10 protein-coding genes are annotated in these 14,001 nt (G+C 41.9%); 9 read left to right on the top strand and 1 reads right to left on the bottom strand.

Annotation, left to right across the window (positions count from 1 at the left end):
* Positions 1–233 precede the first annotated feature (233 nt).
* From AADY36_RS20325 to AADY36_RS20315, 3 genes are all read left to right on the top strand, one after another.
* A complete protein-coding gene (locus AADY36_RS20325) occupies positions 234–2,489 on the top strand; it encodes an acyl-CoA dehydrogenase (RefSeq protein ID WP_286260664.1) in 2,256 nt (751 codons plus the stop codon).
* 145 nt (positions 2,490–2,634) lie between these two features.
* The gene (locus tag AADY36_RS20320; RefSeq protein WP_342409599.1) at positions 2,635–3,582 is read left to right on the top strand and encodes a phosphotransferase; all 948 of its coding nucleotides are present in this window, start codon (positions 2,635–2,637) and stop codon (positions 3,580–3,582) included.
* Positions 3,583–3,584: 2 nt separating this feature from the next.
* Positions 3,585–4,556 carry a Gfo/Idh/MocA family protein gene (locus tag AADY36_RS20315; RefSeq protein ID WP_342409598.1) on the top strand — a complete coding sequence of 324 codons (972 nt, stop codon included), beginning with the start codon at positions 3,585–3,587 and terminating at the stop codon, positions 4,554–4,556.
* Here the strand turns inward: AADY36_RS20315 and AADY36_RS20310 are convergent.
* On the bottom strand, positions 4,553–5,371 hold the full coding sequence (locus AADY36_RS20310; protein WP_342409597.1) for a hypothetical protein: 819 nt from the start codon (positions 5,369–5,371) through the stop codon (positions 4,553–4,555). The genes AADY36_RS20315 and AADY36_RS20310 overlap by 4 nt on opposite strands.
* Before the next feature lie 192 nt (positions 5,372–5,563).
* On the opposite strand from AADY36_RS20310, the gene upp reads away from it, so the two are divergent.
* From upp to AADY36_RS20280, 6 genes are all read left to right on the top strand, one after another.
* A complete protein-coding gene (gene upp / locus AADY36_RS20305) occupies positions 5,564–6,193 on the top strand; it encodes a uracil phosphoribosyltransferase (RefSeq protein ID WP_054562437.1) in 630 nt (209 codons plus the stop codon).
* A 9-nt stretch (positions 6,194–6,202) separates the two neighbouring features.
* Positions 6,203–7,441 carry a uracil-xanthine permease family protein gene (locus AADY36_RS20300; RefSeq protein ID WP_285220961.1) on the top strand — a complete coding sequence of 413 codons (1,239 nt, stop codon included), beginning with the start codon at positions 6,203–6,205 and terminating at the stop codon, positions 7,439–7,441.
* A gap of 138 nt (positions 7,442–7,579) precedes the next feature.
* Positions 7,580–9,322 (top strand): HAD-IIB family hydrolase, encoded by a 1,743-nt coding sequence (locus tag AADY36_RS20295; RefSeq protein WP_342409596.1) that lies wholly within the window; start codon positions 7,580–7,582, stop codon positions 9,320–9,322.
* Positions 9,315–10,535: a hypothetical protein gene (locus AADY36_RS20290; protein ID WP_054562434.1), complete on the top strand. Its 1,221-nt coding sequence runs from the start codon at positions 9,315–9,317 to the stop codon at positions 10,533–10,535. The genes AADY36_RS20295 and AADY36_RS20290 overlap by 8 nt, the downstream gene beginning before the upstream one ends.
* 12 nt (positions 10,536–10,547) lie before the next feature.
* Positions 10,548–12,317, top strand: coding sequence for a sugar phosphorylase (locus AADY36_RS20285; RefSeq protein ID WP_054562433.1), 1,770 nt, complete (start codon positions 10,548–10,550; stop codon positions 12,315–12,317).
* A gap of 269 nt (positions 12,318–12,586) precedes the next feature.
* Positions 12,587–13,990, top strand: coding sequence for a hypothetical protein (locus AADY36_RS20280; RefSeq protein WP_342409595.1), 1,404 nt, complete (start codon positions 12,587–12,589; stop codon positions 13,988–13,990).
* Positions 13,991–14,001: the final 11 nt, after the last annotated feature.

The raw sequence follows: 14,001 nt of genomic DNA, 5'->3' as shown, positions 1-14,001 counted from the left end.
ACCTAAGCCCAACTTTTTAGTTGGGCTTTTTGTTTTCAGCCTTTAGTTGTTAACCATTTCGGGATAAAAAATGGCGTTTGAGCGTACACGTGTAAACCCATTGTATTCAAGTGCTTAGCGTGCAAAGAAAAAATAAATATAAAAAAATGTTAAAAAAACTGGTTGGACCAATTGATCTATTGCTCGTTTTATGACGTAATGTAGGTATCACTATCTGGTCGGATGAGTTTATTATGAGCTTACGTACAAAATTAAAAAAAGTATTACCTAGTATTTCAATTACAGAACAAGAAGCGTTAGATGCGGGTGATGTTTGGTTAGAAGGTTCAATCTACCAAGGTAAACCTGATTTCGATGCACTTCGTGACGTGCCAGCAGCTAAGCTGAGCGCTGAAGAGCAAGCATTCTTAGATGGCCCAGTGAAAGAATTATTATCAATGATTGATGATTCTGAAATTCAAAACGGTGTTCATCTTCCTGACTACATTCTTGATTTCTTGAAAAAAGAGCGTTTTTTCTCGCTTATCATTCCTAAATCATTCGGCGGTTTAGAATTCAGCCCTTATGCAAACTCAACAATTGTTGCAACTATCGCGACTAAGAGTTCTGCGGTTGCGGTAACCGTGATGGTTCCTAACTCATTAGGCCCAGGTGAGCTATTACTTCACTTTGGTACTAAAGAGCAACAAGATCACTACTTACCACGCCTTGCAAATGGTCGTGATATTCCATGTTTCGCACTAACTAGCCCAGAAGCGGGTTCAGATGCGGGTGGTATTCCAGATATTGGTGTTGTTAAACGTGGTCAGTTCAATGGCGAAGAAGTGTTAGGTTTAGAAATTACCTGGGACAAACGCTACATTACACTTGCGCCAATTGCGACAGTATTAGGTTTAGCATTTAAAGTAGTTGACCCTGACGGTTTACTAGGTGGCAAAGAAAACCTAGGTATTACCTGTGCGCTTATTCCTAAAGATCACCCAGGTGTTGAACTTGGTAATCGTCATGATCCTATGGGCATCCGTTTTTACAACGGTACGACTCGCGGCGAAAAAGTATTTGTACCAATGGACTTCATCATTGGTGGTCAAAAGAACATCGGCCGTGGCTGGCAAATGCTGGTTAGCTGTTTAGGTGCAGGCCGTGGTATTTCGTTACCGGCACTAGGTGTTAGCTCATCACAAGTGGCATTCAAAGGTGCTTCTGAGTACGCAGCAGTACGTGAGCAGTTTGGTCTGGCGATTGGTCAATTCGAAGGTATCCAAGAGAAGCTTGCTGATATCGCAGGTAAAACTTACCTTCAAGAAGCAATGCGTGTATTAACAACAGAAGGTTTAGGCATGGGCTTAAAACCATCTGTAGTTACTGCGATTGCTAAATACCACATGACAGAAATTGGTCGTAACGTGCTTGATTCAGCAATGGATATTCAAGCAGGTAAAGCAATTCAAAATGGTCCGCAAAATACATTAGCAAGTGGTTATGTTGCACAACCAATCGCAATCACGGTTGAAGGTGCAAACATTCTTACTCGTAACCTAATGATTTTTGGTCAAGGTGTAATGCGTTGTCACCCTTACCTGCAATCTATGGTTGAGTCTATCCACAGCGAAGACAAAAATGCAGATAAAGAATTCAACAGCATCTTACGTAAAACAGTGGGTTACAGCGTAGCTAATAGCTTACGAGCTTTCCGTTTAGGCGTATTACCGTTTACTGCGGGTGCTAAATCGTCACTACCAGAAGTACGTGAATACGAAAAAGCAGCACACAAACTATCTGCAAAACTTGCAGTTTACGCTGACTTCTCGTTATTGGTACTGGGCGGCAAACTTAAACAAGCAGAAATGTTATCTGCACGTTTAGGTGACGTAATGAGCTTCTTATACGCTGCTATGGCATCAATTAAATACTACGAGCAAAAAGTAGCAAGCAGTGAACGTGAGCAAGCTGCGCCTTACTTCCACTATGCGACTCGCTTTGCACTACAAAGCGCTGAAGAAGCATTGCATAAGTTCTTAGATAACTTCCCTGCAAGTGGTACTCGTAAGTTTATGCGTTTCATTACGATGAACTATTCAATGAAAATGCCTAAGATTAGCGATGATTTAATCCGTGAACTTGCGACTCAAGCGCAAATGGATACCGCATTTAAAGCACAAATCACTCACTTGGTTAACCCAATTGAAGGTGATGGTCATTACATCAATGAGCAAGCGTACAAAGCGAAAATGGCGTGCCTTGATTTACTTAAGAAAGTTAAAAAAGCACTACGTGCTAAAACTATTAAGCCGGGCGTTCGTTTTGCAGAAACGCTTGATAATGCACTTGTTGCAAGTGTTATCAACGAAGAAGAGTATGCAAAACTGATTGATTACAACAAGAAACGTGAAAAAGCGATTCGTGTTGATGAGTTCGACTTTGATATGAACTTACTGGATGACAATGCAAAGCCAGTAAACCCACTTAAAAGTGTGGTAAACGAGTAATTCAACAATGCAAGTCCTGAGCAGTTTTAGGACTTTATCTTCGAAAACCCGTGCTTAGCACGGGTTTTTTATTGCCTATAGGCCGTTGTGCCAATAGCCAATATCACCTACCATTGCCATCGGTTTAGATAAATTACAGAGCGTTATGGATCTTAGGCAATTTGTTACTTGTCACTTTTCAAATATTACAGAGCTACAGCAAGCAGCATCAGTATGGAGTGGATGCGGTGAGATTATTCGTTGTCAAATGAATGGTGCTGCTGCGGTAATTAAAGCGATTGAAGTGCCTAGTCAGATCAATCATAGTCGTATAAAACAAAGTGATTTTGCGCTTGCCAGAAAGCGGCAATCTTACTTAGTCGAATTTAATTGGTATCGGCACTACGCTAAGCATTTACCCCATGAAGCTGCGGCTATCCACTGTATTGAGGCAATACAAGAGGGCAGTAAGCAAGCGCTGTTATTTAGTGATTTCAGTGCGCTTGGCTACCAGCAAGCAAGTGCTACACACATCGATATACAAGCAATTATAGACTGGCTTGCACACTTTCATGCTTTTCATTTAGCAAGTTCTGCCGATGGCCTTTGGCCGCGAGGTAGTTATTGGCATTTAGCAACGCGGCCTGATGAGCTACAACGCATGAGCGATTTAAGCTTAAAAGCGCAGGCACACGCTATTGATACTGCGCTGAGTGAGTCACCTTACCAAACGTTAATTCATGGTGATGCTAAGCTTGCCAATTTTGCGATTGCGCCACAAAATCAACATGTTCTTGGCTATGACTTTCAATATGTTGGCAAGGGAGTTGGGGTGATTGATGTGATGTATTTTTTAGGTAGTTGCTTAGATGATATGGCATTAAAATCAGTTGCCGATGACTATTTAAATCGCTATTTTGACACCCTCACACAGGCACTAAAACGTTATCAACCGAATGTAAACCCAGCGCATGTTGTTAGCAGTTGGCGAGCGCTTTGGTGTTACGCATGGAGCGATTTTTATCGTTTTTTAGCAGGTTGGTGCCCTGAACATGCAAAAATAAACGGCTACATGCAGCAGCAATTTGTAACGTACTTAAAAATAAAGGATTAGCAATGAATAAGCCAATGCGATTTGCCATTATTGGCTGTGGTGCTGTAACCGAAGTGAAAAGCGGCCCTGCTTATCAGCAAGCAGAAGGTATTGCGCTTATTGGAGTTACACGCCGCGACCTAGAAAAAGCCCATGATTACGCTAAACGTCATAATGTCGCAAAGGTGTTCGCATCACCAAGCGAACTAATTAACGATAACAGTGTTGATGCAGTGTATATTGCCACGCCGCCAGATAGCCATAAAGCGTTTGCTCTTGAAGTTGCTGCGGCAGGTAAACCATGTTGTATTGAAAAGCCGTTGGCGCCAAGTTATCAAGACAGCCTTGACATTGTCGCAGCGTTTAAAGAGGCTAAACAGCCGCTATTTGTGGCTTATTATCGCCGTTCACTACCACGCTTTAATCACGTTAAACAGTTACTAGAACAAGGCGCCATTGGTAAGCCTCGTCATGTTAGTTGGCATTTAAGTAAAGCTCCTAACGCCCTTGATTTATCAGGTGAATACAACTGGCGTACAGATCAAAACGTGGCGCGAGGCGGTTACTTTGACGATTTAGCCAGCCATGGTCTTGATTTACTTGCTTACCTTCTTGGTGATTTTAATAAGGTGCATGGTTTATGTGCTAATCAACAAGGCTTATATTCAGCATTCGATGCTATTACTGGGCACTGGCAGCATCAATCTGGTGTTACAGGCACCGGGAGCTGGAACTTTGCTTCAGCAAACCGTTTTGATGATGTGATGATTTACGGCAGTGAAGGCGAGCTTAGCTTTAGTGTGTTTGACGAAAAGCCGATTGTGCTTAACAACGCACAGGGCAAACAACAGCTCGTAATTGATAACCCTGCGCATATTCAACAATATCATGTTGAAAATATGGCGAACTATTTTCATGCTCAGCAACCACACCCATCAACCGGTGAGAGCGCACTACACACAAGTTGGGTTATGGAGCAGATTTTATCAGCTTAGTGCTCAAACGCTGCATTGAAGGCATTTACAATTTGTGTGTTTTCACCTTCATGAAATAGCGCCATTAGGCGCTCACTAACTAAAGTGCGTACCTTTTCTGTTTTAAGCGCTTTGTCGAACAGCGCGATTGCTTGTTTGCCAACCTCTGTTGGTGAGCAAGCAATATAACCAAACATCGCGGCTTTTTCTGGTTTAAGGCTGATATAACGAATACTTCTCAGTCCCGGAGCTCGTTTATAACGGTTGCTAAATATCGTTTGGTATTCTAAAACGGCATCAATTTTATTTTGGAATAGCATTTGCCCGAGTCTTGGTGCATTTGTAGCTCCATCGAGTATAAAAAAGTGCTCATCATTTAAACGTATAAACTTATCAATCTCTTCTGAGTATGAGCGACCTTTAGTGACGCCTATTGTTAAGTCGTAGTAATAGATAGCTTGTAGTAGGGTAATAGCGTCTGGAATGGTGGGCTTATTAAATACCACCAGTTTATTTGAAGGAAATGCCATCAGAGGGTACTGGCTAAACACAGCATGAGCTTCACGCTCTGGGGTTTTTAATTTATTGTACAAGCAAACATTGTTCATTTTTCTTAATTGCTGCCACTCTCTTAAGCGGCTTGCAGGTATAAAATGTAGGCTGATTTCATCACCTAATTCAGCTGCTGCAGCCAGTAAAAACGTGGTGGCCTCATTTTCAGGGTTACCGCCATCTTGGGGGACAAAGTCTGCCATAACTTGAATATCGAGAGTTTCACTGTGGGCCGGTTGGCAAATACACAAAAGTAGTATCGAGGTGAAGATAAACGTTTTCATTACTGCAGGCCCAAAATAAATAAAATGTTAAATATTGCCGGTGCGTGTTGTTGCAAAAAAATTAATATTTGCAACTGTTAGTATGATTTTAGACCAATTCAAAGAATTAATGCGGTGAACATGCATTTTTTGCAGTCGAGAAGACTATTTTGCGCTAAAATAGGCGTAATTTATCTCATTTAGGTTCTACTTATGTCTATCCATGTAATTACTCATCCGTTAGTTCAACACAAACTTGGCCTTATGCGCGCAGAAGGTATTAGTACTAAGAGTTTTCGTGAGCTGTCGTCTGAAGTAGGTACTTTGCTTACTTACGAAGCAACAAAAAACCTCCCATTAGAAAGTGTTCAAATCACAGGGTGGGATGGTTCAACATTAGATGTAGAACATATCAAAGGTAAAAAAATTACTGTTGTGCCTATTCTTCGTGCCGGCCTTGGTATGATGGATGGCGTAATGCAGTTATTACCTGCTGCAAAAGTAAGTGTTGTTGGTCTTCAGCGTAACGAAGAAACATTGGAGCCAGTGCCTTATTTTGAAAAACTGGTTGGTAAAATTGATGAGCGCTTAAGCCTTGTTATTGACCCAATGCTTGCAACCGGTGGTTCAATGATTGCAACTATCGACATGCTTAAAAAAGCAGGTTGTAAAGATATTAAAGTGATTGTATTAGTGGCAGCACCAGAGGGCGTAGAAAAAACCCTTGCAGCCCACCCAGATGTTGAAATTTTCACAGCATCTTTAGACAGTCACTTAAACGAAAAAGGATATATCATTCCAGGCTTAGGAGATGCCGGTGACAAGATTTTTGGCACAGTGTAAGGCGCTCACGTGGAAAATCATCAAACATTTTCGTTAAAAACCATTCTAACTGGCGCGCAAATGCTGTTTGTAGCATTTGGTGCACTAGTACTTGTGCCGTTACTAACAGGCCTTGATCCCAATGTGGCTTTATTTACTGCAGGTTTAGGAACTTTACTGTTTCATGTGGTTACTAAAGGCCAAGTTCCTATCTTTTTAGCATCGTCTTTTGCTTTCATCGCACCTATTATCGCCTCAGTGCAAATGTGGGGTATTCCCGCAACTATGGGCGGTTTAATGGTGGCAGGCTTTTGCTATTTTGCGCTTAGCTTGATAGTAAAATTTAAAGGCGTGAATGCGCTGCATAAAGTGTTACCGCCTGTGGTTGTTGGCCCAGTGATTATGGTAATAGGTTTAGCCTTAGCACCTGTCGCTGTGAATATGGCTATGGGTAAAGCAGGGGATGGCAGTGCACAATTAGTTCCTTATGAGCAAGCCATTTGGGTGTCTGGTTTATCATTACTGGTTACGCTGATTTTTGCGGTATGGGGTAAAGGTGTATTTAAACTTATTCCTATTCTTGCTGGTGTGGTAGCAGGTTACCTTGCTTCGTTATTTATAGGTATTGTTGAATTTAATGCGGTCACCGAAGCAAACTGGTTTGCGGTACCTGCATTTACTTATCCTGAGTTTAAATGGCAGGCTATTTTATTTATGGTGCCTGTGGCCATTGCGCCAGCAATTGAACATATTGGCGACATGATGGCTATTAGCCAAGTAACAGGTAAAGACTATTTAAAGAAACCGGGTTTACACCGCACTTTACTGGGAGATGGCTTAGCAACCTCTGCGGCATCGGTTTTTGGTGGTCCACCTAATACAACGTACTCTGAAGTAACGGGGGCGGTAATGCTTACGCGTAACTTCAACCCTCGCGTGATGCTTTGGACCGCTATCATCGCTATTGTGCTGGCGTTTGTGGCAAAAATGGGCGCGGGTTTACAAACGATTCCGGTTCCTGTGATGGGCGGCATCATGATTTTACTGTTTGGTTCTATCGCCGTTGTTGGTTTAAATACCTTAGTTAAATCAGGTGAAGATCTTACCGCGCCTCGCAACTTGGCTATCATCGCACTGATTTTAGTGTTTGGTATTGGTGGCATGCATATCGGTGGTGATGAGTTTAGTTTGCAAGGTGTGAGCTTATGCGCAATTTTGGGGATTATCTTAAATGCTGTTCTCCCCAAAGCAGTGCAACAAGCTGATTAGAACTTAAAAACTGCTTGAATATTGCACCAAAAAAGCGCATTAAATATGCGCTTTTTTTGTAACCATTTAAAAAATAAGGAATTATAAAACTGGTCTACTAACTGCATTTATCTCTATGTCATACTGGTAGGAGCGATTATGCAAGAGGCAAATGTTGTGGATATTACCCCGTTTTTAGCGAAGCATCAGTTACCACTCAAGTATCAATACTTAAGTGAGCAGTTTTTTATACCCCTCGCGCACGATATCTTAAGCGCAAAAATGACCGGCCAACCTATGCTGGTGGCGATTAACGGCTGCCAAGGCTCAGGTAAAACGACCCTCGCTGATTTCTTAGTGACCTGGGTTAATAGCAATACCGAATTTAATAGCGTGTCATTATCAATCGATGACTTTTATTTAAGTCGTGATGCACGCAATGAGCTTGCTAAAGATGTTCATCCTTTGTTTGCGAGTCGTGGTGTACCGGGTACGCATGATACGCAATTAATGGAACAAACCTTATCAGCTTTGTTGGCAGGTAAAGTAGATGTGCCATTACCTCAATTTGATAAACTAACTGATGATCCGGTGCCAAAAGACCAGTGGTCTAGTAATCAAAAGCCGATTGATATCGTGTTTTTTGAAGGCTGGTGTGTAGCCAGTACTCCTCAGCAGCCTTATCAACTGCAAACTCCGGTAAATGAATTAGAGCAACTAGAAGATGCCGACGGCATTTGGCGTCGCTGCGTAAATAGTTGCTTAGCGAATGAATATCAAAATGTATTCGCAATGGCCGATTACACCATTATGTTAAAAGCGCCTTCATTTGAAGATGTGTATACGTGGCGCTTAGAGCAAGAGCGTAAACTAATTGCCAAAAAAGGCCAGGGGCAGGGCACGTTTGATGAAGTGAGTTTAAAGCGTTTTATCTCTCATTTTGAACGTATTACGCGGGAAAATTTAGCCACTCTTGCGCACAGCGTGGATGCGTTATTATTGCTCGATACTGAGCGTGATATCACCAAGATGGAACTTCTCGCTGACCAGATTGCTCAGCCACTTATTTTTACTGACTTAGACGGCACATTGCTCGATCACGATAGTTACGAATGTGAGGTGATCAAACCATTTTTGGCAAAGTTGAATGATACCGGTGTCAATGTGATTTTTAACACCAGCAAAACCTTTGCTGAAGTCACTGATATTCAAAAAGGTTTGGATCATCACCAGCCCTTTATTGTGGAAAATGGTGCTGCTGTTTATATCCCGAAAGACTATTTCAAAGTAAAGCCGATTGGCTGTGATGAATATAAAGGTTATTGGCGCTTTGCCATGACGCAAAGTACCGATAAATTGCATGAAGATCTTAAACAATATGCGAGCCAATTTAGTCATTGTGTACGCTTATTTAGCCAATTTAGTGCACAAGAAATAGCCGAGTTAACAGGACTCCCCGTCGATAAAAGTGAATTGGCGCTACAAAGACAGTACTCAGATCCGGTTTGTTTTTCGGGCAGTGATGAAGAAAAGCAGGGCTTGATAGATGCAATGAGCCAAGCAGGCTACGAAGTGCTTGTTGGCGGGCGTTTTATCCATTTAACCAAAGGTAACAATAAAGGACTTGCACAAAAGTGGCTGTTAAATCAGTTCAAAAAAGCCTATCGCAATCCATTTACTGTGATAGCGCTTGGCGACAGTCAAAACGATGTCGCCATGCTAAAAGCGGCCGACACCGCTATTTTAATCAATAACCCTGGCAGCCAAGTACAATCACAAATATTACAAAAAGCATGGCAGCTCAGCGAAAAACCAGCCCCAGCAGGTTGGGTTCAAGAAGTTTCTGCGTTAACTATCATCAAAGCGCGTTTTGCAGCAAAACAGGAGCAATCTCATGGCTGATTTTTATCAAAATGGCATTATCACGACCTTACACAATATTGCTGACCGCCCAGTAGAAGAACTAGAAAAAGAGTTGTTGGGCTTTTCAAAACAACGCCCAATGGGCCTGATTTTGCCTTCGCTTTACAGTGAGTTAGAAGGACCCGCTCTGCAAAATATTATTGCTGAGCTGAAACATGTGCCTTATTTATCGCAAATTACCATAGGCCTTGATCGCGCTGATGAAAGCCAATATCGCCATGCACTGCAGTTTTTTGCGGAGCTTGATCAGCCTCATAAGGTACTTTGGAATGATGGCCCGCGTTTACAAGCTCTTGATAAAGAACTACAAAAATTGGGCGTTGCGCCACGAGAGCTAGGTAAAGGTCGCAATGTTTGGTATTGCATGGGCTATAAGTTGGCAACCTCAAAAGTAGAGTCAATTGCACTGCATGACTGTGATATTTTGACTTACGACAGAGCGCTATTAGCACGTTTAATTTACCCTGTTGCTCATCCTCGTTTTAACTATGAATTTTGTAAAGGGTTTTACCCGCGAACCGCTGAGGGCAAAATTAATGGTCGCGTGTCACGTTTGCTAGTAACGCCGTTATTGCGTTCATTCAAAACAATATTAGGCAGCAACGATTATTTAGAATATATGGATTCGTTTCGTTACCCGCTAGCGGGTGAGTTTTCATTCCGTCGCGATGTACTTAATGATATTCGTATTCCAAGTGACTGGGGCTTAGAAATTGGCGTGCTATCAGAGATGTATCGTAATTACTCGCATAACCGTTTATGTCAGGTAGATATTGCTGATAACTATGATCACAAACACCAAGACTTATCGCTAGAAAACCAAGCGGCGGGCTTGTCGAAAATGTCGATTGATATCACCAAAGCTTTATTTAGGAAGCTGGCTACCCAAGGGGTGACTTTTACGACAGAAACGATTCGCTCATTAAAGGCAACCTATTACCGTATTGCACTCGATTTTATTGAAACTTATCACAACGATGCGTTAATGAATGGCTTAACACTTGATATTCATCATGAAGAAAAAGCCGTTGAAATGTTTGCTCAAAATATTATGAATGCAGGTCAGCACTTTTTAGAAAATCCAATGGAAGCACCCTTTGTGCCGAGTTGGAACCGAGTAGCTTCGGCAATGCCAGAGGTGTTTGCTCGCTTAGAAGAAGCCGTAGAGCTTGATAACAAAGAATATATTTAACGGGGAAGGCACGTGACTTTAGAGCTTTTGCAACAAAGGGTTATTCAGCATTTAAGCTGCATCTACGGCGAGGTTGAGCTATCAACAACGCTTGAACAACTCGCAGATAGATTAATCGATACCATGTTAGGTGATGATCCTGTTCGAGACCCAACGCCGCATAAAAACCGTTGGGATGAGCAAGACATGATTTTAATTGCCTATGGTGATTCGATTATTCGTCATGCTAATACGGATGAAGCCGTTGCTAAGCCTGAAGAGCCGCCTTTGCAAACGTTACATCGCTTTGTAAAAAACCAATGCTTACCTGAACTTAATGCACTGCACATCTTGCCGTTTTACCCATATAGCTCAGATGAAGGCTTCGCGGTAATGAATTATGTGCAAGTGAATGAAGCGTTAGGTAGTTGGCAACATATCCGTGATATTTCAGCGGATGTTAGGTTGATGGCAGATTTGGTGATCAACCATTGCTCTAGCCGCAGCGTTTGGTTTGAAAACTTTATTCAGGGCAAAGAGCCGGGAAAAGGGTATTTTAAAACGGCAAGCCAAAGTGATGACCTTGTGCAAGTTGTTCGCCCGAGAACATCACCCCTTTTACAGGCGGTTGAAACTAAAGACGGTTTGCAACATGTGTGGTGTACCTTTAGTCATGACCAAGTCGACTTTGATTTTGCTAACCCAGATGTACTCAATGAATTTGTCAGCATTATTCGTCATTATTTAGATAACGGTGTGCGTATATTTCGCCTTGATGCGGTGGCTTTTTTATGGAAAAAACTCAATACCCGCTGCATTAACCTGCCTGAGACGCACGAAGTGATCAGGCTGCTTCGCACCCTTATTGAGCATTTTGAGCCTAATGTGATTATTATCACAGAAACAAATATCCCGAACCGCGAAAACCTATCGTACTTTGGTAATGCCAACGAAGCGCATTGTATTTACAACTTTTCATTACCACCGCTGTTATTACATACCTTACTCAGTGGCGACAGTACCGCATTAAAACATTGGATGATGAGTATGCCACCTCCTCAAGAAGGGACGGCATACTTTAACTTTATAGCTTCACATGATGGTATTGGCTTGCGCCCCGTTGAAGGCTTGTTGGAGCAAAGTGAAATTGCCGAAATGGTCAATACTACGGCTAAATATGGTGGTAAAGTCTCATTACGTACCGCCCCAGATGGCACCAATACACCTTATGAGTTAAACATTGCCTTATTTGATGCGTTGCAAGGTACCCATAAAGGCCCAGATAAATGGGGTGTTGCACGCTTTTTATGTGCGCATGCCATTATGTTTGCGCTTGAAGGTATTCCAGGTTTGTATATTCATAGCTTACTCGGTACCACCAATGATTATGAACGCTTTGAAAACAGCCAACATAACCGAGCGATTAACCGACACCGCTGGCAAGAGTCAGATTTACTAGCAAAGCTGAGTAATGAAAATGCCCATCATCGTACTGTGTTTAAAGCGATGAAAAACCTAATGGCTATTCGTAAGGCGCAAAGTGCATTTCACCCTAATGCGACGCAATATACGTTACATTTAAGCGAAGGGCTCTTTGGTTTTTGGCGACAAAGTATCAACCGTTCGCAAAGTATGTTTTGTGTTTATAATATTAGTGACGAGCCGCAAACGCTTACGCTTGCCGACTTAAATTTGATTGGTACCGAGCAATGGCGAGATTTGATCAGCGGTGAGCAAATTACTGAGCAAACACAAACAATGTCGCTAACCCCATACCAAGCTGTATGGCTCAGTAATAAATAAACCTATTATTTAGATAGTGCAAATCCTGTCGTTAACAAGTAAGCACATCAGTTTGGCTTACTTGTTAACAGGTTATTTTCAATTGTAGTACAATACTACCTTTTTGGGTGCCAATCTATCACTCCATCCTAATTTTTAGTGAAATTATCTTAGTGAATAAGACTTATTTGATCTAAATTACCTTTTTTCTCAAAAAATATAGTTAACAACATTTACAATGTAAAAAGCAACTATTATCATTCTGCTTTTAATTTTAGGTGCGTTTTACAATGAAGAAAGCAGTACTCTCTCTCGCTGTGTCATTGGTTTTGACTCCACTTTACAGTGTTGCAAATGATGACATGCAAGCTCAACTCGAAAAACTTCAACAACAACTCCTTGAACAACAAAAAGCGATTGATTATTTAAAAAGTCAATTAGAAGCAAAAAACACCCAGCAAGTTGTAGTGCAACAAAAAGCCCCAATTGTTACTGAGCAGGCAGCACCCGTTGCTACAGCGGTAAGCAAAAAAGAGTCAAAACTTACTTTCAAAAGCTATGGTACTTTGCTTTACAAAAGTGACGAAGTGTTTGCCAACGTTCAAGATACTTCTCCAGAGCGCCGCGCCACAACAGATTTAGAGCGTGTTGTTACTGAGTTCGAATATGAAATTGATGATAAATGGAAAGTCGAATTTGAACTTGAGTATGAACATGGTGGTACAGGTACCACGCTTGAATACGACGGCTTTGAAGAATTTGGCGAATTTGAATCAGAAGTTGAAGCGGGTGGTGAAGTTATTGTCGAAAAGCTACAGCTAGAATATGAATATAACCCTAACTTTACAGTCAAGTTTGGTCATATATATGTTCCGGTAGGCTTAGGCACAGACTTAAATAAGCCAGATCAATACTTTACCACGACTCGCCATTGGGGTGAGGCAACTATGATCCCGCAAGTTTGGCATGAAACTGGGGTTAACTTAATTTCTCGTTGGTCTGACTTTACACTGCAAACATTGGTGACGACGGGTCTTAACTCTGAATACTTCCGTTCGACTAATTGGATCGCGGGTGGTGCACAGCAACGCTTTGAAGAAAACACCGCAGATGATTTAGCGCTCACATTACGCCTTGATTATGGCAATGTTAAAGCTGGTAAAGGCTTTGGTGTTAGTTACTATACGGCAAATACATCGGATAACCGTCGCAATCAGGGCAAACTTGATGCGGATGGAAACGTGTCTATTCTCGGGTTACATGGTGCATGGACGTTAGATGATCTTGTGTTCCGTGGTCAGTACTTATATGGCGAGTTAGAGGACTCAGTTGCTATCACTGCTGCGAATAAAACAACGCCGGGTCTACGTCCAGGAAGCTTTGCACAGCTTGGTAGTAAAGCTGAATCTGCATTTGTAGAAGCCGCATATAATATGCAGGGGCTGTTTGATTTATCTTCGCCGCTGTATGTATTTACCTCGTTTGATTATGCCAACCCAATGCTTGAAGTGGCCAGTGGTGCGGCTATCCATCGTTACGACATTCGTGAGCTTAACTTTGGTTTAAATTACCTTCCAAACAAAAACTTAATTCTAAAACTTCAGGGTGGTCAACGTTATTACGCACAAGACGATATCGATGACACGACTCACTTTAGCGCCTCTCTTGGCTATAAATTTTCAACAGAACTATAAAGGAACCTTGG

It is taken from the genome of Pseudoalteromonas sp. D15MCD-2 (genome assembly GCF_038562745.1).
In the GTDB taxonomy this organism is placed as follows: domain Bacteria; phylum Pseudomonadota; class Gammaproteobacteria; order Enterobacterales; family Alteromonadaceae; genus Pseudoalteromonas.
The sequence above is the reverse complement of the archived record's forward strand: the minus strand, read 5'-3'. Positions and strand labels throughout refer to the sequence as shown.